The sequence below is a fragment of the Fictibacillus arsenicus genome (genome assembly GCF_001642935.1).
GTDB classification, from domain to species: Bacteria; Bacillota; Bacilli; order Bacillales; family Fictibacillaceae; genus Fictibacillus; species Fictibacillus arsenicus_B.
This window is the reverse complement of the sequence record NZ_CP016761.1, coordinates 3,530,797-3,556,510: the sequence shown is the minus strand read 5'-3', so window position 1 is coordinate 3,556,510 and position 25,714 is coordinate 3,530,797. Positions and strand designations below refer to the sequence as shown.

The following is a 25,714-nucleotide window of genomic DNA, read 5'->3' as shown; positions in this document are numbered from 1 at the left end:
AGCGATGCAGATCTATGTTGGGAAACTATGCTCATTTTTTCGAGATTAGTGCTTATTTATCCGCTATGTTTCCCAATTTTTACGGTACCGATTTTAGGTATAATTATCTATATCAAGTGACATCTAGGGTGATAGCATGAGTATTCAAAGAGGAAATATTGTAACTTATCAAAATGAACCGTATATCGTTCTGCACGTCTATACGTCTGATTTTATAGAGATAAGGAAAATTGAAAAAGGCTATTTGCGACGGGTGATATTGGTACATAAATCAGAAGTGACGGTTCAGAGCTAGTATACTTTTTTAAACAACTGTTTAAAATTCCATTGAAAAAAAGCACACATTCGCGTGCTTTTTTTGTTATTTCAGTATTCCTGTCTTCTCAATCGTTACTTTTACGTGTGTATTTATTTTTATCTCAGGATACGTTTCTCTCCAAATTTGTGCTTTCCAGGCTGAGGGATCAGTCTCTTTTATTTCTCGTCCAATCCCCAAGACATCACTTTTGGCCTTTTGTGTCTGTTTCATAATCGCTTGAGATTTTTTTGTTAAATCCCGTGATATGGTTTCTTCTAACTCTTTAATTTTCTTGGAATCAATGCTTTCGGTCTTTGGGTATTGATGAATCATAACTTTCAGGTTTAAGGATATGTCTACTGTTGGCTTTTGTAAGGCATCTTTCTTAATTTTCATCTCTCGTTTGGATTTTATAATCCGATAGGCAACCTGATTGTTTAATTTCTTTTTTTCACTTAGATATGTTTCCAGATCGACACGATCCCCGTAATTATCCATCAATAATAAAAGAAGGGAACAGTCTTTTAAGGAAATCATCTCTCCCGAATAAGCATTTTGGCTGATTAATCCTGCTCCCGAAACAAGAATATTGCCCTCTTTTTTCTCCAAGACAGGAAGGAGAAAATCTTTTCCTTCTTCATTAAAATAGGTAAATAACGTGTTCAGCGTCCCTTTAGGAACCGTCGAATTATCTTCCGCTGCATCTATGATTTCATATAAGCCAAAGGCGATTGGGTTCGTGCCGATTTCTTTCGTAGAAAAAAATTCGCTTGCTTCTTGCCCTTTTACGATTGCGACTTTACTCCCGAGATAAGGATCGGGTAAACGGAAGAAAAAATCGAGATAGGCGTTTAAATTTTTCTTGGCAAAACTTTCTCCAAACAAAACGATGCGTGATTTTGATGCGGTTAAAGGTCCTGTATAATATGTTCTTAATTCCCGATACGTATCTTCTAAAGAATGGCCGGTGGCAGAAGAAATCTGGTTTTTAAAGTCGAAAAAGCCTGTTCCCATCGGTATGATGTTAAGTACCAATATCGTAGACTTAACTTTTTCGTCCTCTAAATCAAAACTTATGCCATTCATTACTTCTTGATCCACGATTAACTTCTGGTCCCAGCATCCGGATAACAGAGGAATGAGAGTCAAAGGGATGATTATTTTTAACAACGTATTTTTCATGCTTTCTTCCCCCTAAGTTTTGCGATTATCAACAATAGAGTGGGAAAGAAAAAAACAAAGGTTATGTTTAAATAGATCAAGATATTTGAGAGTGTATCTTTTACTGCAACACTAACAGGAAATAAACCGATGCAGAATAAAATAACGGAAATTAAATACACCGCTTTTTTCCTTTGGATTGAAAATAAATGTTGAACGCCATGACTGGCGTTAAAAAGCTGAATTACGAGTGTACTTGCGATCGGGACAAGCCAAAAAGAAAGAAAGATAACATCGATTCTCTCGACAAACTCGAACGATAATCCACGAAAAAGATACAACAGAGGTTCTTGAATGAGGCTGAATTGTACACCGCTAAAAGAAATCACACATGTAACAAAAAGGAAGACATATAGCGCAACGGTAAACAAATTCGCAAAGGAAAGAACTATTAGACTCTTTTTAGGATTCTTCAGAAACGGCATGATGAATAAAATGAGTTCAAAGCCAATGATTGAAACGAAAGCATCCGGACTAGCTTTAATAATCTCCATAAAACTGTTTGTCCCAATTGGCCGCAGTCTTCCGATGTGTGTATCTTGCTGATAGACAAGGATGAGCAAAAAAATCAGACCTAAAAAAAGAACGGAAAAAAAGAGGAACGTTCTAGAAATGGTTACGATTTTTTCTTTCGCAATATAGGCTGATGCAATTAATAGTAATAAAATGATCGCCCACCGAGGTGTTCTATGCAGGATCCATGTGTTGATTACATCTGAAACAAGGATCATTAAGAGCAACGAAAGCAATGTAAAGTACAGGACGTAACTTATGTTTAAAAGTTTTCCTAAAAAATTCCCTAACAGTCTTAGGTTGAGCTCATAAAAGGTTTCTTTTGGTGAGGTTCTGCAAAGCATGACAAGAATAATGATGACACCTTGCGCCAAAACTCCGGCGACAAGAAGAGACATCCAGCCATCCTGCTGTACGTCGTTATATAAAATATAGGGCAGACCGAGGATGCCGATGCCGATCTGGGCTTGTATAATTAAGAAAAATAAATTCTTATTTGTAAGCATATGGATCCTACGCCTTTCCTTTGTTAGGTGCTTTTTTTAGCGTTGATTGAAGAATGTTAGGTGAATCTACATACGCTTTTCCGGCAGATGTCAGTTTTACAAGATGTGTCGTATAGACCATCAATCCGAATGCAATCCCTATAAAGCCAAAAAGGGCTGCTAGAAAAATGAGTGGAAAACTCATTAAACGGATTGTTGTACTCATTTCTCCGATCGGCATGACAAAGGATGAAACTGCAGTAATCGCAATTACCACGACCATTGTATTCGATATAAAGTTGGTTTGAACGATTGCTGAACCGATGACAATCGCCCCAACAGTACCGATTGTTTGGGCAACCGCCGATGGGAGTCTAACCGATGCTTCCTTCAACAATTCCAATATAATCTGCATCATAACCGCTTCGATAAAAGGATGAAACGGGACATTCAAAACGGAAAGCTTTAGAGTATAAAAGGTACTTACAGGCAATATGGAAGAATGATAGGCATTTACAGCGATATAAAAAGCCGGAAGTGTTACGGACATAATAAAAGCAAGTAATCTTAATGAATAATAAAAAAGGTTCACGAACCATCTGGAGTTATAATCTTCCGGACTTCTCAAAAACGAATAAAAAGAGACAGGTGTAATTAAGGCAGAAGGTTCATGCTCAAGAAAAATAACCGTACTTCCTTTTAAAAGATTTATAACTGCCCGGTCTGGCCTTTCCGATCGAAGCGTTTGCGGAAAAGGAGAATACGGGTAATCTTCCAGGATTTCTTGCAACTGACGAGCATTATAGAGCTCCGTATTATTTATTTTTTCCAATCTGCTTTTAATGGAATGAAGAACAGCGGGATCCACTTTTGATTCAATATAGCAGATTGCAACTTCAACATTTGTTGTTGTTCCAAATTTTTGGTATTCGACTTTGAAATCGGCAGATCGGAGCCGTTTTCTTAGTAAAGCTATATTGGTGCTGGCGTTTTCAACAAAACTATCATGGGCACCCATTGTCACTTTTTCGTTTAACGATTCATTTATCGCACGCTTTTCATCGGTCAATGTAGCGATCGAATAGGCAATGTTGCCGTCTTGCATCAATAAAATCGTATTTCCCTCAACTAATGAGTTGCTTATATCATTAAAGGTAGTGAGAATCGAAAATTGTTTTGCGCTTAACGTACCCTCAATACTTTCTGAGATCTGCTTGTTAATCGGATTGATGATATGCATTTCAATCGATTCCTTATCCGTTATCGTATCTAGATATAAAAGGAAAATGGTCTTACCATGAAAGGATAATTTCCTTATCTTTAAATCAGCAGTATTATTCATTTTTTCTTCGATGATTTTTAAATTATGAGATAGATCAGCGGTAAGAAATTCACGAGATGATTCTGTCATTTCGCATCCATCTTCTTTCTCTATAAAGTCATAGTATGCAGTATTGACGTGATCACGAGTGAATATTCTTTGGTTGCATAGTGAGGGAAATAAAATGGTAGGGAGTGTAGGCAGAAGCGAATGCAGACGACTTGGGGAAAGTTTAGGTGGGGAAGCGCTTGGGAACGTTTTTTTTCACGAGTTTCATATTTAATCTCACGAAAAATCCCCGTAATCTCACGAGTTTCCCTGCTATTCTCACGAAAATTTTCATATACTCTCGAGCCGACACCGCTCGACAAGCAAGTATCGCCAAAAAGACATAATAAAAATGAACTGGCTCTAATCCACTTCATTGCTGGTGTTCTATGTATTTGACGAGGGCTTATGTACACTATTTCACAATCCAAGGTAAAAAGAAAAGCTAAGGTAAAACTGATAATCTATCTATGTGGTTATTCGAGGGTATTCAGCTGATCTTCTCTGGCTTTTTGGCTCAGCTCATTTGAATAATTGATGGCGTCGTGTATGGATGAAAAGTGCTGTGATGAGTAGTACGGTGACTTGTAGCAGTTTACTTTTTTTGAATCAGATGGGTAGATGAGAACCTTCCATTGGTAAATATCGGGCTGCTTTTCGCTGCCTTCCATCGCTATGAGCCAGTGTGTGGACCCTTCGTGCGAAGTATTTTCTCCTGATTTCTGCAAAAGAGCCGCTCGATCATTCTCTCCGATAAGAATGAGCCCCTTCTGGTAAAACTCCCTCATGTTCGGATATCCGCTCATACGATCTCTCCCTTCAAAACATGATTTGTCCATTTCTTTCGGTAATGGCTTAACCATATTTCATGTATTAACTCATTGTATGCAGGGGGAGGGGGAAAGATGATAGGCAGTTGTCTTGAAAGGGAAAATAAAAAACAGCTCTAATGGCGAGCTGTTTAGTGAGAAATGGTTGTGTTGTGGCCCTCTTTTTCGAGGGCTAGCCTGAATGTCAATATGGCGAGTATAATCGTTAATGGGGTCATTACTAATGATTCAATACCAGAGCTTGATGTAATGTTGACGATTGTGTTTAAGATCATGAAGATGAAGATTATCCATACACCCACATTTGCTGTTTTTTTAAGCTTTCCTGGAAAGATGTACCCTGCTCTTAATGAAATGATAAAAATAAACCCGCACTGTATGAGTATTGAGATGCTTTCTAGCCGATAGAGATCTGCAGTATTATTTATTTGTCCGCCCCAGATGAAATCATAAGGTACTATTTTGAGCAAGATTAAGATATGCAGTAAAAGCATGAATCCATTAATAACAAGCAATAGATTACTGGTCATTTTAAGACTTATGAAATTTTTCATACAGCACCTAACATCCTTTTATTGGAATTTTAACATATATACGAATAATCTTCTATAGATGTTATGGGTGCTATTAAACTCTTATGAACGTAAAAAAGGCCAATAAAGATGGCCTTTTCATTATGCGTTCTTCTTTCTCAAACTCTCATCACTTTCCGCCTCTAATTCATCAAACACTCTAAACTCTTCTTCGATCGGAAGAAGTTTATGGCGTCCAACCGCTAAATAATAGACGGTTGCGGCTCCATAAATGAACAGGAGCACTCCAAGCAGCGGAATGTTTACTCCAAACAACGGCAGCGATTGATTAAACACGCTGTAATAGATCACACAGAAAAGCGAGATAACCCCGAGAACGATTGCCACACCTGGAACGAGAGGGTATGAGACTTTAAACGGCCGGTGCAGGTTTGGCTCTTTTTTTCTTAAAATGAACAGGGAAACCAAGCTTAAACAATACATCATGGCAGCACCAAATACCGCTAGGATAATAAGCTGGTTGGCAAATGTGGCGTTAGCTGCTGCAATGACACCGATTCCGCCCGGGAGGAGAAGTCCCCAAGTTGGAATTTGACGCTTTGATAATCTTGATAAAAACTTAGGCAGGTACCCGGCACGTGAAAGGGCGAATGTCTGGCGTGAGTAGCCGATGATGATGCCGTGAAGGCTCGCGATTAACCCGGCGAGTCCGATCACAGCTACTAGCTTAGGAAAGAAGTGACCTTCACCGTAAACGGAAGCGAGTGCCTGTGGAAGCGGGTTATCTGCTGGCTGTCCAACACCGCCACCCAAGCCGGCTGTTATGAAGAGCGTTCCTATCGTACAAATGGCTAGTGTTAAAATTCCGGCGATGAAGCCTTTTGGAATGTCTTTTTTGGGATTCTGAACTTCTTCAGCTGCCATCGCACCGCCTTCAACCGCTAGATAGAACCAGATCGCAAATGGAATTGCCATCCACATGCCGGTCCATCCGTTCGGAAGTGCATTTTCGTTAAAAATGTAGTCTAGCTGGACGTGTGTGGAGCCAGCAGCAAAATAAATAGCAAGTCCGATGAGTGCGATGATTGTGGCGACTAGCTCGATAAGTGCGGCACCTTTTACACCGATCATGTTGATTAAAATGAAAAAGACGAACACGGCAACTGTCGCATAAACCGGGTTGATTGCCGGGATGAGAAAGTTGATGTATGCCCCGGTCGCAACGGCAATGGCTGGCGGGGCGAACACGAACTCGATCAGTACCGAGATTCCCGTCATAAAACCTGCATATGGTCCCATCGCACGCCTGGCATAAGCCGATGGCCCGCCTGCGTGTGGAATGGAGGTCGATAGTTCCGAATAGCTGAAAATAAAGGCGGTGTAGAAGATGGTGATGAAAAGCGCGGCACCCATAAGCCCGAGCGTACCGCCTTGTTCAAACCCGTAGTTCCAGCCGAAGTACTGACCTGAGATAACCATTCCGACTGCGATTGCCCATAAGTGTATGGGTTTTAACGCTTTTTGAAGGCCTTGCTTATCGTGATTTACTTCCCCCAATCTAAACACTCCTTTCGAATTTGGATGTTGCATCGGTGTTCTGAATGTGTCTAGAATTGCCGTCTCGCGAGTATGTGTTGCATTTTCGTGAGATTAAGGTAAAAACTCGTGAGAATAAGTTAGAAATCCGTGAGATTGTGGTGTGTTTCTGTGAGAATAAGCTACTCACGGCCTTGAATATAGAGCTTTTACCCTAGAAATAGTTCGACGTTATCCCGCCGTCGATGTTTAATAGCGCCCCGTTCGTCCAATCGGACTCGTCAGATGCTAAATAGATGGCTGCGTACACGATATCTTCCGGTTTTCCGAATCGACCGGCCGGTTGTCGCGACAACCGTACCTTTTTTGCTTCTTCATCTTTTACGAGCCATTCCATCAATAGGGGCGTTTCGATCGGTCCAGGGCAGATAGAATTGGTACGGATGCCTTCCGGACGGAACTGGATAGCGAGCGATTTTGTCAATGCATTAACGGCTCCTTTTGAAGCTGTGTACGCATCTTGTGGAACGCTGCACCCGAGGAACGCTACAAAACTTGCTATGTTGATGATCGATCCTGATTGGTTTTTCTGCATTTCCGGAATGACATACTTGCACATAAAATAGATCCCTTTAACGTTTACGTTCATAACCAAGTCCCACGCGTCTTCAGGAGTATCAATGACAGAGTGATCCTCTGCAATCATGACGCCGGCGTTGTTATAGAGGACATCGATTTTTCCGTATTTTTCTACGGTATCACCAACGGCTTTTTTTACGCTTTTTTCGTCCGTTACGTTGCAATAAAAGTAGGTCGCGTCACCGCCAGCTTGACGAATCGCTTCAGCCGCCTCCGAGCCGCTTTTTTCGTTCATCTCAAATACTGCGATTTTTGCGCCTTCTTTTGCGAACATTTCAGCAGCGGTTTTTCCCATTCCGCCGCCGGCCCCTGTTATGATGCATACTTTGTCTTGTAGTCTCATCTTTTGTTCCTCCTCAAGTTCAGATAATCTGCTAGCACTGCTCGAAATAACGCTGGCGTTCCCATTTTGTAACGATACGATCAAACTGTTTTTGTTCTAGTTTTGCGGTAAAGAGGTAGTGGGAGGCTGCTTTTTCGCCCAACACTTTTTGAACGACTTCACTATCTTCCCAGCATTGGATGGCCTCATATAGCGAACCTGGAATACGCGGAATGTTTTTATCTTTATAAGCGTTGCCTTTGAATTCAGGTTCGAGTTCTAAACGTTCCTCAATGCCTTGAAGCCCAGCGCCGATCAATGCGGTATAGGCTAAATAAGGATTCATATCCGCTCCTGGAATACGTGTTTCCATGCGGAGACTTTTTCCGTTACCTACAATTCGGTAGCCGGATGAACGGTTGTCATGACTCCAGATGATGTTAACTGGGGCCCAGCTTTCTTGAGCGTATCTTTTATACGAGTTCACGTATGGAGCGAAAAACAGGGCAAAATCACGTGAGTATTTTAAGACACCAGCTAAAAAATGCTGCATCGTTTCAGACATGTTATGATTGCCGCTATCCGGATCATAAAAAACATTCTCGCCCGCACGCTTGTCCCAAAGGCTCAGGTGGATGTGGCCGCTCGAGCCTGTCCATTGGTGGTTTGGCTTTGCCATAAACGTGACAGATAAATTGTCTTGCATACATATTTCTTTCATGCCGTGTTTGAACATGATGTGGTTGTCGGCAGCGTTTAGTGCGTGGGAATAACGCATGTTAATCTCATGCTGTCCTTTAAACGCCTCACCTTTTGAAGACTCAATTGGGATATCCGCTTTGGCCATGTTCCGGCGTATTTTTTGATAAAACGGTTCGTTTCGTGTCCCTTGAAGAAGGTTGTAATCTTCGTTTATGTGTCCAGCCGTCTCAACATCTTCATAGCCTTTTTGATGAAGATCTTCAAAGGACTCTTTGAACAGATAGAATTCGAGTTCACTTGCCATGTTGAGTTCGAAGCCTTTTGCTGCTGCTTTTTCAATTTGGTTCTTCAAAAGGGTACGAGGCGCAATCGGGATGGGATCACCGGTCTTTTCGTCGTACACATCGCAAAAAACGATGGCGGTACGGTCCGCCCAAGGCACGATACGGAGCGTTGACCAGTCGGGAAGGGCGAGCCAGTCACCGTAGCCGTTCTCCCAGTTCATCATTTCGTAGCCGTCAGGCGTGTTCATTTCAAAGTCTGTACCAAGCAGATAGTTGCAAAAATGTGTTCCTTTATCGAGGTTGTTTTCTAAACAATAGTCAGCCGTCAGACGCTTTCCCATCAGTCGCCCTTGCATATCACAGATTGCTAGATTCACGGTGTCGATCGATCCGTCTTCCAGCAATGAAAGCAAGGTTTCTTTAGAGATCAATCCTGTTTTCTTTGCGTCTTCCTTGGATAAATTTACGATTGTTTCTTGACTCATTTTAATAACCTCCTTCTTCATTTTCGAGCGTGAGTGAGATGTATTTCAGTTCGAGAAACTCTTCTAATCCGTAAAATCCGCCTTCACGGCCGATGCCGCTTTCTTTAATTCCGCCAAACGGAGCTTGAGGGACACTCAGCGATGTTCCATTTACGCCGATCATGCCTGAGTCGAGTTCTTCAGCCATGCGGTAGACGCGGTTTACATCACGGGTGAAGAAGTAAGCTGCCAATCCGTAAGGGCTTTTCTCGGTGAATTCCACAACCTCCTGTTCTCTTTGGAAAGAGAGGATAGGAGCGACCGGACCGAAAATTTCATCTTGTGTCAGTTTCATATCGAGTGTGACATCGCTGAGTACAGTTGGCTGAAAGAAGTAGCCGGTGGAGTCACCGGTTCGCTCGCCGCCAGTTTCCACTGTTGCACCTTTTTCTTTAGCATCTTGAAGCAATTCTTCGACGTTTTTGAGTGCTGCTTCGTTGACTAAAGGTCCAATTTGTATGGGGTCTGTCCCGGGGTCTGACCCCGGGACAGACCCCGAGCCTACTTTTAGCTCTTTTACTAGATTTACGATTTTTTCAGTGAGCTTTTCCTTGATTTCTTCATGGGCATAAATGACGTTTATCCCGTTGCACATCTGTCCGCAGTTTTCGAACTTATTGTCGACGATTTTCTCAGCAGCGAGGTCAAGATTCGCGTCAGGGAAGACGATCGCTGGTGCATTTCCCCCAAGCTCCAGCGAAATACGTTTCACTTGATCGGCTGCTCGCTTCATGAGTTGCTTTCCGATTTCGGTTGAACCAGTAAACGAAATCTTCTTCACCCGTCTATCTTCTAATAGCGTCTCACCAATAACAGATGCTTTCCCGGTTACAAGATTCGCGACCCCTGCTGGGATACCGGTTTTCATGAGCTGTTCAAAGATTGCGATGGCAATTCTCGGCGTTTCACTCGCAGGTTTCACAACGACCGTACAGCCAGCCGCAAGAGCAGGAGCGGTTTTCCGTGCCACCATCGCGCCAGGGAAGTTCCACGGTGTGATCAGCCCGCATACTCCAACCGGCTGTTTGATGACCGAGATGCGCTGGTTTTCGCTGGAGCCCGTGATCACTTCGCCGTAAACCCGTTTTCCTTCCTCGGCGTACCATCTGATGAACGTTGCACATCCTTCAATTTCACCTCGCGATTCACTTATTGGCTTTCCTTGTTCTTCCGTTAAAATAGCAGCCAGTTCATCACGGTTTTCTAGTAAATTATCAGCCCACTTTACTAGGTAAGCCTCCCGTTTTCCGGGGGTGAGCTTCTTCCACGGTTTAAAAGCTTCATAGGCAGCGTTGATCGCAAGCTTTGTTTCTTTTTCACAACCATTAGGCACTTGGTCGATCACTTCACCAGTCGCCGGGTTGATAACATCGATAGTCTCAGATGTACTGATTTTCTCACCGTTAATCCATAGGTAATTCAGTGTCGTTTTTTCCATGTTTCATACCTCCTGTAAGGATAGTTTTGGAGAATAAGAGAGTAAAACAAGACAAAAGACGCCCAGGGACATACATGGTTGATGTATTTCTCGGGCGTCTTTGCCGGGTTGCTATTTACATGTCTTTGATCACATATCATTCGTCACATATCATTCGCGTACTTTTTTAAAATGGCATTTGCTGTGCGTTCAAGCGAGACTTGCTGTTTCATGCTGAAGTTTCGCATCTTTTCATATGCAGCTTGTTCGTTCAGCTTCTTCACTTTCATGAGGACGCCTTTTGCACGTTCAATCTGCTTTCGGGCATTCATTTTTTTATCTTTTTGTAAAAGTTCATCTTCAAATTGCACACGCTGCTGAGCTTGAGAGAGTGCGATTTCTACTGCGGGTACCAGATTCGCCTCAGAGATGGGCTTTACAAGATATCCAAGCACATTGGCTTTTTTCGCATCTTCCACAAACTCCTTCTGGCTGAATGCCGTCAGCATCAAAATCGGGGTTTTACTTTGTTTGGCGATAATCCGGCTTGCTTTTAGCCCGTCCATCTTCGGCATTTTAATATCCATGATCATTAAATCAGGCTTGAACTGGTGAGCAAGCTCAATTGCTTTTTCTCCGTTATCACCTTCTGCAATCACGTCATAGCCTGCATCGGTAAGCATTTCTTTTAGATCCATTCGCAAAATCGCTTCATCTTCAATCACAATGATTTTAGGTTTCAAACTGCTTCCACCTCTTTTAATGGAAAAGTGATAACCGCTTTTGTACCGCTCTTTGTTTTTTCAATAGTAAACGTTCCTGCTAAGTCATGACACACAATCGTGTTCACAATATCGAGTCCTAACGAGGATTGATTAGAGGAAGAATAGCCGATGCCGTTATCCTCAACCGAGACCTCAAAATGATCCTGAGCATCAGAAAAATGAATAAGAATGTTTCCGTGGTTCCTGTATTTAAATGCATGCTTCAAACAGTTCTGAATAAGCTCGTTGATGGTAAGCGCAAGAGAAACGGCAACATCTGATTTTAAATACATCTCTTCACCGTGAAACTCGATAGACACTTCTGCATCTGCACACATCCTGCTCTGGATAGACATCTGTCCAATGCGTTCAATTAACTGCTTAATCTCGACTTCATCAATCTTGGAACTTTCGAGCAGCTCTTCATGAACGGCCGCTATGCTGGAGATTCGGTTTAGACTTTGCTGAATACTTTCCGGACCGCCTCCGCGTTTCATTTGCAGCCGCAGAAGGCTGGATACAGTTTGCAGGTTGTTTTTTACACGATGATGAATTTCCTGGATGACCGCTGACTTCACCATGAGCTGGCGTTCTTTTTCCCGGAGCTCCGTAAGATCCCTGATCACGACGAGGATCCCTGTGATTTGCCGTTGGTTAACGAGTATGATCTGCTTCACTTCGAGCACTTTTTTTCCGACATTTACTTCTTGCTGTAGAATGCTTTCACTTTTTTCATAGATTCCCGTGATAAAAGGGAGGCGGTCGTGGATAAACGTTCCAAGGATATCGGTTTTGCCATCCAGCTCTTTAATCAGACAACCTGCACATGAGTTGTAATACAAAATTCTGCCTTTTGAATCGAGAAGCAGGAGAGATTCCTGAATCATGTTAGAGATGATGGAGTCTTGCTCAGTAAGTCCGATTAAGGTTTGGCTTAGCTGTTCGTTCGTTTCTGAAAGAGCTTTTACTTTATTTTCGTGATGGACTTGTTCGCTCACGTCTTCTTCCATGATGAGTGAACCGATCGTTTCACCGTGTCCATTTTTAATAGGAACAACACTTTGTTTCACGTATTTCGCTTCTTGCGTGATGGCACGCATGCGTTTCATCGGCTTGCCGGTTTTATGGGTAAAAGCGACGGCAGGCTCAAAGGACGCATAGGCGTACTTTCCGACAACAGATTTTGAGTAAAGAGAAGGAACATTGGCAGGCTTTGCTTCAGCAACGACGATGGCGTGCTTGCCGTCGTTTGCTGGACAATCGATAAATAGGTTTGCTTGGGTTAGATCGGCAGTGAGTTGAAGGGACTTTGATTTTTCGATAATGATGTCAATGTCTGAACGGGTTAAGGTGGTGTATTGGCTACAGAGTTCTTGAATGGTACGGTGCATGGTTTGTCTCCTTTCTCACTACTTAAGAAGGCTGACTCCTAGAAACACAAAAAGGGGCGGCACAAATAATCCCGCTAAATCCGCAGGAATACCCATACATAGCCCCTTTGCTTTCGTACTTCACTTATAGATTGATTCTAAAATAATGTTAATATTCTGTCAATAATCAAACCTTTCCAGTAAGTGTTTGTTTGGATGTGGTTTGGGGGCTTAGGAAACGAACGGCAGCTTCACACATGACAGAAACCCCGGTTGTGAGCGCATTTTCATCAAAAACCACGCCAGCATTATGCAGCGAAAGTTTTGATTCTGGTTTTTTATTATGTGTGCCTAATCGGAAGAGAACGCCTGGCACCTGTTCCGCGTAAAACGAAAAATCTTCAGAACCTAGTGATGGATTTTCGAGATAGACTAAGCGGTCTTGACCGAGCGTTTCTGAAACAACGCTGTCGATCAACTCCACCATGGCAGCGTCGCTGATCAGCGGGGGAGTCGCCATCGTGTAAGTCAATTCAGCTTCACCGTTCATGCTTTCCGCTGTTTTTGTTACAACTCTATTAATGATTTCAGGCATTCTTTTTTGAAGATCAGGGCTTACCGTCCGAATCATGCCAGACAAATGAACGGTCGAAGGAATCACGTTAGGTGCTGTACCGCCGTTAATTTTTCCGATGGTGAGGACGGCTGGGTCAGTAGGTGCAACCTCACGTGAAATCACGGTTTGCAAGGTCGAAACAACATGACCTGCGATAACGATCGGATCTACACACTTATGAGGATGAGCGGCGTGACCGGCTGTTCCATGAATCGTAATATCAATAAAATCAGCAGCTGCTGTAATCGGTCCTTTTCTGATTCCGATCGTACCGGCAGGAAGATCAGGCCAGCAGTGCAGCGCCATAATCCCATCCACGTTGGGGTTTTGAAGCACGCCTTTTCCGATCATCTTTTTTGCACCTGTCAATTTTTCTTCAGCCGGCTGGAAGATAAGCTTGATGTTTCCTTTGATCAGGTGACGATGCTGGTTCAATAGTATCGCAACGCCTAGTAGGATTGATGTGTGGAAATCGTGTCCGCAAGCATGCATAACACCTGGGTTGTTTGAGCTGAAATTGAGGTTGGTCTGTTCCTGGATCGGGAGTGCGTCCATATCTGCCCGCAGTGCAATGGTTTTACCCGGTGAATCTCCCTTTATGAGTCCGACAACACCAGTTTCGGCTACGCTCCTTAACACCTCGATGTTGTTTTCTTCAAGAATATTTGCAACAAATTCAGCGGTTTTGTATTCGGAAAAACTCAGTTCCGGATATTGGTGCAGGTGACGACGGTATTCGACGATTCGGTGCTTGATGGATTCTGCTAACTGTAAAAAAGACACGTTTATCCCTCCTGAACAAAAAAGGAGCCCCAGTCCTATACCCGAAGTATAGCGATGGAAAGCTCCTTTGCTGATTGTATTTACTTTTTCATAAATGTATCGGATGATGGCAGTTTCGTCAATTTAAAAACGTCTTCTCTTGTTTCGAGGCTTTCGTTTTCTTCTGATGATCTTGATTTCTTTTACTTTAATGAACCTTACGCTAATGAATAAAAAGTAGGTGATGAGTGCGACATAAAAGAAAATTGGTACACTTTCGAACTTGTTCTTGGCTAGCAGATAAAACATATAGAATAAAAACAGCGTGATGATTGTTCCGTATCTAGGCAGCGGAATGTCCTTTAAACTTGGAATTTTGATGGTGCTGACCATCATTAATGCTACTCCGTAAAAGATAAGAACGAAGATCCATAGCGGAATCATTTTTACAAAAAAGACTAGAAAGACTACGATTCCACCAGCCGGCGGGATCGGAATGCCTTTGAAGTATTTCATGGATTCTTCGGAGTCGGTAATATTAAATCGGGCAAGCCGGTAAGCTCCGAATAGCGGGAATAGTCCAGCGAGAACATAACCCCACATGCCTAATCCGGCAAAATAAGAGTTAGCTGCGATAAACGCAGGAGCGACCCCGAAAGATACAACGTCAGCCAGTGAATCGAGCTCTTTCCCGAGTGTCCCGGAAACGCCTAAAATTCGTGCTGCTCTACCATCTACAGCATCGAGCATCATTGCAATAAAGATAAGCATTGCAGCATTTCGAAAATCGCCATGGGCAGCATATCCTATTGAAAGAAAACCACAAAATAAGTTCCCTAAAGTTAATAAATTCGGAATATGTTTTTTCATTGTACACGTCCTTAAAAAGTACTCTATCTCTATGATAGACCATTTACTGTAAAAACGTTAATTTTTTTTAGTTAAATGACAATCTTAACAGAGTTTGCGGTAAGAAAAAAGGGATAATTCAGGTTGGATTATTAGCTGCTGAGCGAAAATCAGCATTTTTGAGCCGTAGTGTGATGTTTTGAGCGTAGCGCGAAGATTTTGAGCAAAAGTCGGCTAAGTCTGAGCGAAAAACAAACTTTTTGAGCGTACGTGTAACAGATTTAAGAACACGTACCGTAAAAGCCTAAAAAGGAAAGGACTATTCCAAAAAATAGTCCCTTCTACTTCACGCTCTTCTTCAAATAACTCTCAAACAGCAAATCAATCAGCAGCATCAGCGTTGATCTCGCTGTGACGTCATACCCGGCGAACTTCACGCGGTCGACGGTCATGCTTAAGTTCGTTTTGACCATTTTACCAAGCGTAGAATCAGACGAGTTTGTGATGGCTGCTGTGTCTACTACTTGATATGTTAGTTTTTCCGCGGCTTGTATTAAAGTTTTCGTTTCGCCGCTTGATGAGATAAAGAAAACAAGGTCATCTGGCTGAACCATGTTTGGCAGCAGGTCGATCATATGGGATTCATATGTATAGTGGGTTTGTTTATTCGTCTGCATCAAAAGCTTGCTAAAATACTCCGCCATCATTTTGGACAAGCCGACTCCGACTACGATAACGCGTTTTGCGTTCACCATTTTCTCGCTCAATTTTTCAAGCTCACGCGTTTGGATCGTCTCGAACGCAGAGACGAACTCTTCTTTATAGCGGTCAACTGGATTGTTATCCAGTAGCGATTGCTGGTTTTCAATCGTCTTCAATATATATTTCAGCTCGGAAAAGCCTTCTAATCCGAGTTTGTGAGACATCCGAACGATCGTTGTGGTACTCACGTTGTTCACTTTTGCGATCTCGGTCAGTGAATGTTTTTTCGCCGCGTCTAGATTCCCATCTATATAGTAGAGCACTTGTTTTTCAGTTGGTGTGAGTTCGGCCAGGCGGCTTCCGAACTGATCCAGGACTTTCCCCATGAGTGACTTCCTCTTTTCCGTACATGTCTTTCCTTTAGTATAGCCCATTTTTCATTCTGTACAAATATACAGCGACTGTACAAAGATAACGCTTACTTTTGTGTTAAAACTTAAGTATAGATATTTGGAAGTGCTTTCATACTAAGGAAAGATAGGAGTGAACGTCATGCAACTTAGAAACATGACCCATCCGAATTTAGTAATGTTCGATGTTGACGCTCAAAATAAAGAGCAAGTCATCCGGCAGCTAATTTCTAACATTTACAAAGAAGGTTATATAGAATCAGAGGACGCTTTATTGGAAGCGGTTTTAAAACGGGAAGAGCAATCACCAACAGGAATGGAGAAAGGTCTTGCGATTCCGCATGGTAAATCTACTACAGTTAAAAAAGCAGTATTTGCAGTAGCTCGTTTGAAGACGGCACTTGGAGACTGGGAAAGCATCGACCCGAACAACAAAGTTCAGCTCGTGTTCCTGATCGCGATTCCTGAAAGTGAAGCAGGCACAACGCACTTGAAAGTATTGTCTACATTGAGCACAAACTTAATGCGCGACGGCTATTTAGAGGGCTTGATGGCTGCAGAAACGTCTGAAGAATTTTTAAACAGACTGGATGTTGAAGAAAAAACAGAAGCACCAGTTGAAAAAGAGTTTACAAAAACGGTTGTTGCGATTACGGCTTGTGCAACAGGGATCGCACATACGTATATGTCGGCTGAAGCTTTAGAAAAAGGTGGCCGCGAATTAGGTGTTAAAGTACTTGTTGAAAAACAAGGGGCTAACGGGATTGAGGACGAGCTAACTGCTGATGTTATTAAAAATGCAGATGCGGTTATCTTCGCAACAGACATCGCTCCTAAAAAGAAAGAGCGTTTCGCTGGGAAAGCATACGTTGCAACACGTGTTGCGGAGCCACTCAGACGCGGTAAAGAATTGATTCAAAAAGCGCTCGACAACCCTGATGGAGTGGTTGAGGCTGGTGATGAGGACGAGTCATCAACTACTTCTTCAAACGGCGGCGGATTCTTTAAAGACATGGTCCAAGCGGTTATGACAGGGATTTCTTACATGATCCCGGTTATCGTTGCCGGCGGTCTGATGATGGGGATCGCGAAGCTTGGTGCGATGCCATTTGGTCTTGTAAACGAACTCGGTGATCCGAAATATGCGACACACTCAAATGAACTTTTTGTTATTTTGCATCATTTAGACAAGTTTGGCGGACTAATCTTTAAGTTTATGTATCCGATATTTGCGGCGTTCGTTGCCTATTCACTAGCTGACCGTGTTGGTTTAGTAGCTGGTTTTATCGGAGGAGCTTTTGCGGGCGGACTTCATTACACGTTCTGGGATAACCCTGAAGGTATTCCGTCTGGTTTCTTGGGTGCTTTAATTCTTGGTTTGGCAGCGGGTTACATCGCTCGTTTCTTGAACCAAAAGATTCAATTGAGTAAGAACTTGGCTGCGATGAAACCGATGTTTATCATCCCGGCAATCTCAGTTTTATCGATCTTCTTCTTAAACTTTTATATTGTAGACCCTGTGTTTGGTGGTCTGAATGTTGTTCTGCGTAATTGGATTGAAGCGGCGCAAGGTACTGGAGATGTTGTGTTAGCTTCTATCATCGCGTCTGCAACTGCTTTTGACCTTGGTGGACCGATCAACAAAGCAGCCGGTGCGATTGCCATCGGACTTGCGGCTGATGAAGTTTATCCTTTGACTGCTCGTGTGTTGGCGATCGTTATTCCGCCGATTGGACTTGGACTAGCAGTTATTATCGACAAATATGTAGTGGGACGCCGTGTATTCCCGGCTGACCTTCGTGTTGCAGGAAACACATCACTATTATTAGGATTCCTTGCGATCTCTGAGGGTGCGATTCCGTTCATGCTTCGTAACCCATTGATCACGATTCCGATTAACATTATCGGTGCAATCCTAGGAGCAAGTACAGCTGTTTTACTAGGAGCTGTTCAATGGCTTCCGCTTCCGGCAATCTGGGGCTGGCCGCTTGTTGAAAACTTATGGGCGTACCTGTTAGGACTAGTTGTCGGTGCAGGATTCATCGCATTCGCGAACATCTTTATCCGTTTTGCGATTTTAAAGAAAAAAGAGAGACAAGCTTAAGAAATAGTGTTTTCTAAAGTTTTTGGTAGTTCATCATTGAATAGTTGATTGGAGTGCAAGGTGCGAGACTCCTGCGGGATCAGGGGGACAGGTGAGACTCCTAATGGTGCAAAGCGCCAAGGAGGCTCACCGCCCGCCCCGCGGAAAGCGAGCATCTGGAACGGAGATCAACTACTTTCAAAAGCAACAAAGAAAAGGGGCGCATCTTTTTAAAAGGTGACCCCTCTTTCTATTAAGAGTGGAGCAACTTGGGAGGGAAATCAGCATGAAACAAAAAAAAGTTTACGTCGTACCGCATTCCCACTGGGATCGTGAGTGGTACTTTACAATAGAAGATTCAAACCTTTTACTCGTTGAAAATATGGATCGGTTGATGGACGTGATGGAGAACGATTCGGAATATACAGGGTATGTATTTGACGCACAAAGCTCGATCATTGATGAGTATTTGAAAATTAGACCAGAGGAGAAGGAGCGTTTAGCTAAGCTGATCGCCGACAAGCATATTTTTGTTGGACCTTGGTATACGCAAGCCGATTCATTGCTGGTAAACCGTGAGTCATTGATTCGTAACTTGATGTACGGAACACGAATCGCGGAAAAAATGGGGCATTCCATGAACGTTGGTTATCTGCCTGATATTTTTGGTCAGAACACGTATCTGCCGTCAATGTTTAAAGAGTTTGATATCGACTATAGCGTGCTGCAGCGGGGAATTTACACCGATCAGCTGAATGGAGATCTGAACTTCACGTGGAAATCTCCGGACGGAGAGAGTGTGAAGGCGAACAACATCTACTTCGGTTACGGCCCTGGTAAGTTTTTAGCGGCTGAAAATGAGTATATGGAAGAACGTTTGCTGCCGATTTTAGAAAAAATTGCGGATCTAAACGAGAATACTGATAACTTGCTGCTGCCAGCGGGCGGTGACCAAGTGCTTGTCCGCGAGCATTTTCCTGAAACCGTGAAAAAGTTAAACGAGATCGATATGAAGCATGAATATGTGCTTTCAGATTATGAAACGTTTATGAAAGACACGTGGGAGACTGGCAATTTTGAGAACTTGATCGCCGGGGAACTGATCGCAACACAAAAATCCAGAATCCACAACACGATTCGTTCACAGCGTTACGACATTAAAAAGCTGAACGATATCGCAGAAGAAAAAGTCATTTATGAGTTGGAACCTCTTGCAAGTTTAGCGAGCACGATCGGGTTCAAGTATCCGCAAAAGTGGCTTGATGAGATGTGGAAGATGCTGTTTGATGTGCACGCGCATGACAGCATCGGTGGATGTAACTCTGACGACACGAACCAAGAGATCGTAAACCGTTTAACAAAAGTGATCCGCATTGCTGATGGCTGCTTGAATCTATTGAAAAAGCAGATGACAGAAGCGGTGAGCCGAAATTTAGGAAAGGACTCTATCTTTGTTGTGTTCCACATGCTTCCGAAAGCTTTCACTGGATCTCAGAAAGTCGTTCTTTTCACAAAAGGAAATGCATTTAACGTTCGTGATTTGGATGGAAATCCGGTTGCACTTGATGTACTTAATCAGGAGTACATCTCAGGCGGGAAGACGATTGTCGTTACGGCTGAAGGCGAAAAAGAAGTTGATGCCCCTGGCTATTACAGAAATGAAGTGCTGCTTCGTGACGTGAAGCTGCCTGCGATGGGCTATGAAACATTTGAAGTCGTTGAAGGCGGAGAAAACGACCTTCTATCTCATAAGTTTTTAAACAGTCATTTAATTGAGAACGACCATTTCCACATTTTTGAGGAAAATGGCGTATTAAATCTTGAGGTGAAAGCTACAAAACAAACGATTTCTGATTTTATGAGATTCGAAAATGTAGCAGACGCAGGTGACTCTTACGATTTCTCACCGTTAGAGGGTGATTCACCGATCTACTCGAAAAAAGTGCTGTCTGTATTCGTTGAAGCGAGTGCTAGCACTGAGTTCATGGAAGTTGTTCATGTGTTGAACGTTCCGAGCAACTTAGAAGACAGAAAAGCAGGCGATATTAAAAAAGGATTAACGGTTGTTACGCGTTTTGAGCTCCGTAAAGGGGAAGCGTTTATCCGAGTAACACATGATATCGAGAATGATGTAAAGGATCACCGCGTTCGCGTGCTGCTTCAAACATCTATTGAATCACCTGACTATTCGTTTGGTGACCAAGGCTTTAGCTTGATTCAGCGTCCAACCGTTAATCCATATATGGAAAACTGGCGTGAACAGAAGTTTGCAGAAGCTCCAGTACCGATCTATCCATTGGAAAACTTGGCTGGTGCGACGAATGGCGAACGAACTGCCATAGTTATGACAAAAGGAATCAAGGAATACGAGCTGATTAAGGAAACAGGTGAACTGGCATTAACGTTGTTCAGAAGTGTTGGGTTGCTCGGCCGCGACAACTTGGCGTGGAGACCTGGACGAGCGTCTGGAATTAACAATAAAGTCGTTTACACGCCTGATGCTCAGATGCAGGAAAAGATGACATTTGAGTACGCGATTCATGTCGGAAAAGGTCACGATGTTAAACAGTTGTTTAAATTTGTGGACCAATATCGCGGTCATTCTTTAAGTTATCAAAAGCAAACACTGAACACATTTGAAGAAAGGCTTGACCGTTTTGAGATCCCGTATCCAGTGGATATTCTGCCAGCTAGCTTCAGTTTGTTTGAATCAACAGGAGATGTTTTCTTGAGCACGTTGAAAAAAGCACACGATAACAATTCCGTTATTTTACGCTTGTTTAATCCGAGTGAGGAAGAACAGACGGTGGTGTTATCGAGCGAACACATCCAGTCTGTTTCACAAACGAAATTAAACGAAAAAAGCGTCATCGACGTGAAGGATGAAATTACCGTTCGACCTAAAGGGTACGTAACATTGAAACTGGTTATGAAGGAGAATGCGTAAATGAGTTTTCCAGAAAAAGTTGAGAACCTGCTAAAAACGATCTATGGTGAGGACTTTTTACCTGAATATAAAAATGAGATTTTGAAACTTGTTGAGGCATGGAAAAAGAAAGAGTGGAGTGAAACAGCTCCACTTTCCGAGAAAAACGTGTATCTGATCACGTACGGCGACATCATTAAAGAAGAAGGCCAGCCGACATTAAAGACGCTGAACAAGTTCATTAATGAATATGCAAAAAATGAGATCACTGATGTTCATTTGCTGCCGATGTTCCCTTACACTTCTGATGACGGTTTTTCGGTAGTGGATTACCGTGAGATTCATCCTGACCTTGGTGACTGGTCCGATATTGAGCGTTTTTCAGGGGATTACCGTCTCATGTTTGATTTTGTGGCGAATCATATGTCCAAATCGAGCAAGTGGTTTCAAGGGTATCTGAAGGGTGAAGCGGAGTATGCGAATTACTTCATTCCTCGTGAAGAAGGTTTTGATGCTTCAAAGGTGGTTCGTCCGCGTACGTCACCTCTTTTCCATGAGTATGAAGGCGGGAAGACAGCTTGGACGACATTCTCTGAAGATCAAGTGGATGTGAACTTTAAGCATTTTCCAGCTTTGCATGAAATGACGGATATTTTGTTGGAGTATGCAAACCGAGGCGGGACAAGCATTCGCTTGGATGCCATCGGCTTCATGTGGAAAGAATCAGGAACGACTTGTATCCACTTGCCACAGACGCATGCGATAATCCAATTGTGGCGTGAGATTTTAGATGAGCTGGAGTTAAACACGCTGCTGATTACTGAAACGAACGTACCTCATAAAGAGAACATCAGCTATTTTGGTGATGGCGAGAATGAGGCGCATATGGTGTATCAGTTCTCCTTGCCGCCGCTTGTGCTGCACACGTTAACGACACATGATGCAAGCAAGCTGACGGGCTGGGCAAAAACGATTGTAAAAGTTTCTGATTCAGCTACGTATTTTAACTTTTTAGCAAGTCATGACGGAATCGGGATGCGCCCGACAGAAGGAATTTTAACAGAAGAAGAGCGTACGGCTTTGGCTGAAAAAGTGCTGGAGAACGGCGGACGTGTTTCTTATAAGAGCAATCCGGACGGAACGGAATCTCCTTATGAGCTGAACATCAATTACATGGACGCGCTCATCAACAAGGACGAAGACGTGAGTGAGGACGTTCAAGTTCAGAAGATGCTTGCTGCTCATTCCGTGCTGTTTTCAGTGATGGGTGTTCCGGCTGTGTATTATCACTCGCTTTTAGGATCTGAAAATGATTATGAAGGCTTGGAGTCATCAGGCATTAACCGACGTATCAATCGTGAAAAATTCGACTATGAAGATTTAGTGAAAGAGTTGGAAACATCGACGCGCAGGCAGAAAGTTTTTACAGGATTAAAGAAATTGATTCGAACACGCCAGGGCGAGAGTGCGTTTAATCCTTTTGCGGCTCAATTGATTTTAGAGCTCGGCGAGCAGGTATTTGCGTTAGTGCGCAGAAATGAGGAAACAGGCGATACGGTGCTGTTTGTTGTGAACGCAGCTTATGACACGGTTGAAGTTGAACTTCCGTTTTGCGGCCAAGACCTATGGAGCGGAGAAACGGTGAGTGAAACTGTTGAGCTCGCGCCGTATCAGTTTATGTGGATTAAAAAATAAAGGCTCTTTTCGTAAAAACTTTGATGTTATGGAGTGGTTGATTTCCGCTGCAGGTTGCTCGCTTTCCGCGGGGCGTGCGGTGAGCCTCCTAGGCTAATTTAGCCTGCCGGAGTCTCACCTGTCCCGCTGAACCCGCAGGAGTCTCGCACCTTCCGCTCCAATCAACTTAGCAATGGAGACAAATACAAATACCTCCAGTAGCTACAACCTTTTAGAAAAAAGCAAAATATAAAAGAAGGTGGATGCAATGAAGATTGTCATCGCTCCCGATTCGTTTAAAGAAAGCATGACGGCCGCAGAAGTTTGTGCGGCTGTCGAGGCTGGATTTCGGAAAGTGTTTGGGGACGCAGAATATATGCACGTTCCTGTTGGCGACGGTGGAGAAGGAACGGTTCAGTCGGTAGTGGATGCAACGAATGGCCGAATCGTTGAAGTTCAGGCGACAGGTCCGCTCGGTGATAAAGTCGATGCCTTTTACGGGATTACAGGGGACGGGAAGACGGCAGTGATCGAGATGGCTGCTGCTTCCGGTTTGCACCTCGTACCAAGAGAGCAGCGAAATCCATTGGTGACAACGACACGCGGAACTGGCGAACTGATTTTAGATGCACTTGATAAAAAGGTGGAGCGCATCGTTTTGGGACTAGGCGGGTCTGCGACGAACGACGGTGGAGCAGGTATGGCTTCAGCTCTTGGCGTGAAGTTTTTAGATGTGAATGGTGAGGAACTTCGTCCAGGGGGTGAAGCGTTAGTCGAATTGCTTACGATTGATACATCTGAAATGGATCCGCGCTTGAAATCGACAAAAGTTGATGTTGCATGTGATGTGACGAACCCGTTGACTGGACCGCTTGGAGCTTCTGCTGTCTTTGGACCGCAAAAGGGTGCGACACCTGAGATGGTTGGCGTTTTAGATGCGAGTTTGAAAAGATACGCTGAAGTAATTGAGCGGAATCTAGGATTGCAAGTAGATGAGCTGCCTGGAGCAGGTGCAGCAGGGGGACTAGGTGCTGGAGTTGTTGCGTTTTTAGACGGAAAGTTGCAAAGCGGAATCGACCTCGTGCTTGATGTTATCAGGTTTGAAGAGGCCGTTCGGGATGCAGATCTTGTAATCACAGGCGAAGGACGGATTGATTCCCAGACGGTTCACGGGAAAGCGCCGGTTGGTGTAGCCAAACGTGCAAAAGCTGTGGCGGCTGATGTTCCGGTCGTTGCGATTGCAGGCAGCATCGGTCCGGATTATGAAGCGGTGTTTGAACATGGTATCGATACGGTTTTTAGTGTTGTTAACGGTGTAGTTACGTTAGAAGAAGCACTGGCGAACGGATCGGTTAATGTTGAAAAAACAGCGGAAAACATCGCGCGTTTGTTACAATTGAAAATAAATTAGCCCCTTGCTCTCAAGGGGCTTTCCTCATTTTTATAGGATTTGAGAATTTTTAGAAGTGATTCTTGAAGTGTGATGTTTGGGGACTTATTGTGAGGCAACCTACACGAAATGAACGTTAATGCTTTTGATTATGCATCATCTTTAACAACGCAATCACGTCATCATTCTGGCTAACTTCAATTCGATTTACAGTGTCTCGAATCTCTTTAACATCGGTTTCTAATGTATCAAGTCTTGTTACAATCTGTTGCTGACCCATTTCTAAGTTTGTAACTTTATTGTCTAAATTAAAGAATTTATTATCTAATTCAGAAACTTTGTTATCTAACTCAGAAACTTTGTTATCTAAGTTAGAAACCTTGTGATCCAAAGTTGAAACCTTATTATCCAAATCAGAAACTTTGTTATCGATGCTAAGCAATTTTACTAAGATTTCATTCAATACTTTTTCCATATTTCTCACCTCCTTCTTTAGTATTCCTAATCATTTTACAATATATAAAACTTGTCGTACAGTTGGGGTAAATTAAACGTGTGTTTAAAATCAAGGAGGTTTTTGCATGAGTGTTATTGATATTAACTGCGATATGGGTGAGAGTTTTGGAGCTTATAGACTCGGAACAGATGAAGAGATTTTAAAGTATGTGACGTCAGCTAACATTGCGTGCGGATTTCATGCTGGTGATCCAGCGACTATGAGAAAAACGGTGAAGCTTGCTCTTGAACATGGTGTTGGAATTGGAGTTCACCCAGGCTTGCCTGACCTTGCCGGGTTTGGCCGTCGTAATATCGATATCTCGCCTCAAGAAGCGTATGAGATGGTGGTATACCAGATCGGTTCGTTATGGGCGTTCGTTCAGGCAGAAGGCGGAGAGATCCAGCATGTGAAGCCTCATGGTGCGCTTTACAACATGGCTGCGGTGAATCGTGAGCTATCGGAAGCAATTTCAGAAGCGGTGTATAAGGTGAACCCGGAGTTGATTCTGTTTGGCCTTGCCGGAAGTGAGCTTGTGAAAGCAGGCGAGAAGGTGGGACTTCGCACGGCATCAGAAGTTTTTGCGGACAGAACGTATCAGCAGGATTGCACGCTTACCTCCCGCAAGCTGCCGAATTGCATGATCGAAAATGACGATGAAGCTGTTGCCCAAGTGATCCGCATGGTAAAAGAGGGAAAAGTCCTGACACAGCAGAAAGTGGATGCGGATATCACAGCTGATACCGTTTGTATCCACGGAGACGGAGCTCATGCGCTTTCTTTTGCGAAAAAGATTAGGCAGACGCTTGAGGATTCGGGGATTACGGTTCGGAAAATCGGTGAAAGTATTTAATTAAGAAAGAAGCTGGCTAGAACGTGTTGTAAAAGACACGATTAGCCGGCTTTTTTTATTTGTATCTTTAAAATAGTAATTTTTGAAACCGATGGAAAAATGTTCATTATAAACAAAAGTGTTGACTTTTATGTTCATTTAGAACA

The 25,714-nt window shown here is 43.2% G+C and carries 21 protein-coding genes; 6 read left to right on the top strand and 15 right to left on the bottom strand.

The window, feature by feature from the left end; translation table 11 throughout:
* The first annotated feature begins 136 nt into the window (after positions 1–136).
* The gene (locus ABE41_RS21155; protein WP_156774311.1) at positions 137–295 is read left to right on the top strand and encodes a hypothetical protein; all 159 of its coding nucleotides are present in this window, start codon (positions 137–139) and stop codon (positions 293–295) included.
* 66 nt (positions 296–361) lie between these two features.
* On the opposite strand, the gene ABE41_RS17990 is transcribed toward ABE41_RS21155, so the two are convergent.
* The 14 genes from ABE41_RS17990 to ABE41_RS17925 all read right to left on the bottom strand — a co-directional run bounded on the left by ABE41_RS17990 (position 362) and on the right by ABE41_RS17925 (position 16,122).
* Complete coding sequence (locus ABE41_RS17990; protein ID WP_066293370.1) at positions 362–1,480, bottom strand: Ger(x)C family spore germination protein; 1,119 nt, start codon at positions 1,478–1,480, stop codon at positions 362–364.
* A complete protein-coding gene (locus ABE41_RS17985) occupies positions 1,477–2,538 on the bottom strand; it encodes a GerAB/ArcD/ProY family transporter (protein WP_066293368.1) in 1,062 nt (353 codons plus the stop codon). The genes ABE41_RS17990 and ABE41_RS17985 overlap by 4 nt, the downstream gene beginning before the upstream one ends.
* Positions 2,539–2,545: 7 nt before the next feature.
* The gene (locus ABE41_RS17980; protein WP_066293366.1) at positions 2,546–3,928 is read right to left on the bottom strand and encodes a spore germination protein; all 1,383 of its coding nucleotides are present in this window, start codon (positions 3,926–3,928) and stop codon (positions 2,546–2,548) included.
* A gap of 434 nt (positions 3,929–4,362) precedes the next feature.
* Positions 4,363–4,692 carry a hypothetical protein gene (locus tag ABE41_RS17975; protein WP_066293364.1) on the bottom strand — a complete coding sequence of 110 codons (330 nt, stop codon included), beginning with the start codon at positions 4,690–4,692 and terminating at the stop codon, positions 4,363–4,365.
* Positions 4,693–4,847: 155 nt separating this feature from the next.
* The gene (locus ABE41_RS17970; protein WP_066293362.1) at positions 4,848–5,270 is read right to left on the bottom strand and encodes a hypothetical protein; all 423 of its coding nucleotides are present in this window, start codon (positions 5,268–5,270) and stop codon (positions 4,848–4,850) included.
* 120 nt (positions 5,271–5,390) lie between these two features.
* Positions 5,391–6,806, bottom strand: a complete 1,416-nt coding sequence (eat, locus tag ABE41_RS17965; protein ID WP_301336192.1) for an ethanolamine permease — start codon at positions 6,804–6,806, stop codon at positions 5,391–5,393.
* Between the two features lie 193 nt (positions 6,807–6,999).
* Positions 7,000–7,767: an SDR family NAD(P)-dependent oxidoreductase gene (locus ABE41_RS17960; protein ID WP_066293360.1), complete on the bottom strand. Its 768-nt coding sequence runs from the start codon at positions 7,765–7,767 to the stop codon at positions 7,000–7,002.
* A 31-nt stretch (positions 7,768–7,798) separates the two neighbouring features.
* Positions 7,799–9,217, bottom strand: a complete 1,419-nt coding sequence (locus tag ABE41_RS17955) for a glutamine synthetase family protein (protein WP_066293358.1) — start codon at positions 9,215–9,217, stop codon at positions 7,799–7,801.
* A 1-nt stretch (position 9,218) separates the two neighbouring features.
* Positions 9,219–10,694 carry an NAD-dependent succinate-semialdehyde dehydrogenase gene (locus ABE41_RS17950; RefSeq protein WP_066293352.1) on the bottom strand — a complete coding sequence of 492 codons (1,476 nt, stop codon included), beginning with the start codon at positions 10,692–10,694 and terminating at the stop codon, positions 9,219–9,221.
* A gap of 143 nt (positions 10,695–10,837) precedes the next feature.
* Complete coding sequence (locus ABE41_RS17945; RefSeq protein WP_066293350.1) at positions 10,838–11,416, bottom strand: ANTAR domain-containing response regulator; 579 nt, start codon at positions 11,414–11,416, stop codon at positions 10,838–10,840.
* Positions 11,413–12,828: a sensor histidine kinase gene (locus ABE41_RS17940; RefSeq protein WP_066293348.1), complete on the bottom strand. Its 1,416-nt coding sequence runs from the start codon at positions 12,826–12,828 to the stop codon at positions 11,413–11,415. The genes ABE41_RS17945 and ABE41_RS17940 overlap by 4 nt, the downstream gene beginning before the upstream one ends.
* 166 nt (positions 12,829–12,994) lie before the next feature.
* A complete protein-coding gene (locus ABE41_RS17935; RefSeq protein WP_066293345.1) occupies positions 12,995–14,206 on the bottom strand; it encodes a M20 metallopeptidase family protein in 1,212 nt (403 codons plus the stop codon).
* Positions 14,207–14,329: 123 nt separating this feature from the next.
* Entirely contained in the window at positions 14,330–15,055 is a 726-nt protein-coding gene (pssA, locus tag ABE41_RS17930; protein ID WP_066293343.1) for a CDP-diacylglycerol--serine O-phosphatidyltransferase, read from the bottom strand.
* 320 nt (positions 15,056–15,375) lie between these two features.
* A complete protein-coding gene (locus tag ABE41_RS17925) occupies positions 15,376–16,122 on the bottom strand; it encodes a MurR/RpiR family transcriptional regulator (protein WP_066293341.1) in 747 nt (248 codons plus the stop codon).
* 166 nt (positions 16,123–16,288) lie between these two features.
* Between ABE41_RS17925 and ABE41_RS17920 the strand changes: the two genes are divergently transcribed.
* From ABE41_RS17920 to ABE41_RS17905, 4 genes are all read left to right on the top strand, one after another.
* The gene (locus ABE41_RS17920) at positions 16,289–18,250 is read left to right on the top strand and encodes a fructose-specific PTS transporter subunit EIIC (protein WP_066293333.1); all 1,962 of its coding nucleotides are present in this window, start codon (positions 16,289–16,291) and stop codon (positions 18,248–18,250) included.
* A gap of 265 nt (positions 18,251–18,515) precedes the next feature.
* Complete coding sequence (locus ABE41_RS17915) at positions 18,516–21,176, top strand: glycoside hydrolase family 38 N-terminal domain-containing protein (RefSeq protein ID WP_066293331.1); 2,661 nt, start codon at positions 18,516–18,518, stop codon at positions 21,174–21,176.
* Positions 21,177–22,850 carry an alpha-amylase family glycosyl hydrolase gene (locus tag ABE41_RS17910; protein ID WP_066293328.1) on the top strand — a complete coding sequence of 558 codons (1,674 nt, stop codon included), beginning with the start codon at positions 21,177–21,179 and terminating at the stop codon, positions 22,848–22,850.
* Between the two features lie 247 nt (positions 22,851–23,097).
* Positions 23,098–24,240 carry a glycerate kinase gene (locus ABE41_RS17905; protein WP_066293327.1) on the top strand — a complete coding sequence of 381 codons (1,143 nt, stop codon included), beginning with the start codon at positions 23,098–23,100 and terminating at the stop codon, positions 24,238–24,240.
* Positions 24,241–24,355: 115 nt separating this feature from the next.
* Here the strand turns inward: ABE41_RS17905 and ABE41_RS17900 are convergent, their stop codons facing one another.
* Complete coding sequence (locus tag ABE41_RS17900; protein ID WP_066293326.1) at positions 24,356–24,694, bottom strand: hypothetical protein; 339 nt, start codon at positions 24,692–24,694, stop codon at positions 24,356–24,358.
* Positions 24,695–24,800: 106 nt separating this feature from the next.
* Between ABE41_RS17900 and ABE41_RS17895 the strand changes: the two genes are divergently transcribed.
* Complete coding sequence (locus ABE41_RS17895; RefSeq protein ID WP_066293325.1) at positions 24,801–25,568, top strand: LamB/YcsF family protein; 768 nt, start codon at positions 24,801–24,803, stop codon at positions 25,566–25,568.
* Positions 25,569–25,714 lie beyond the last annotated feature (146 nt).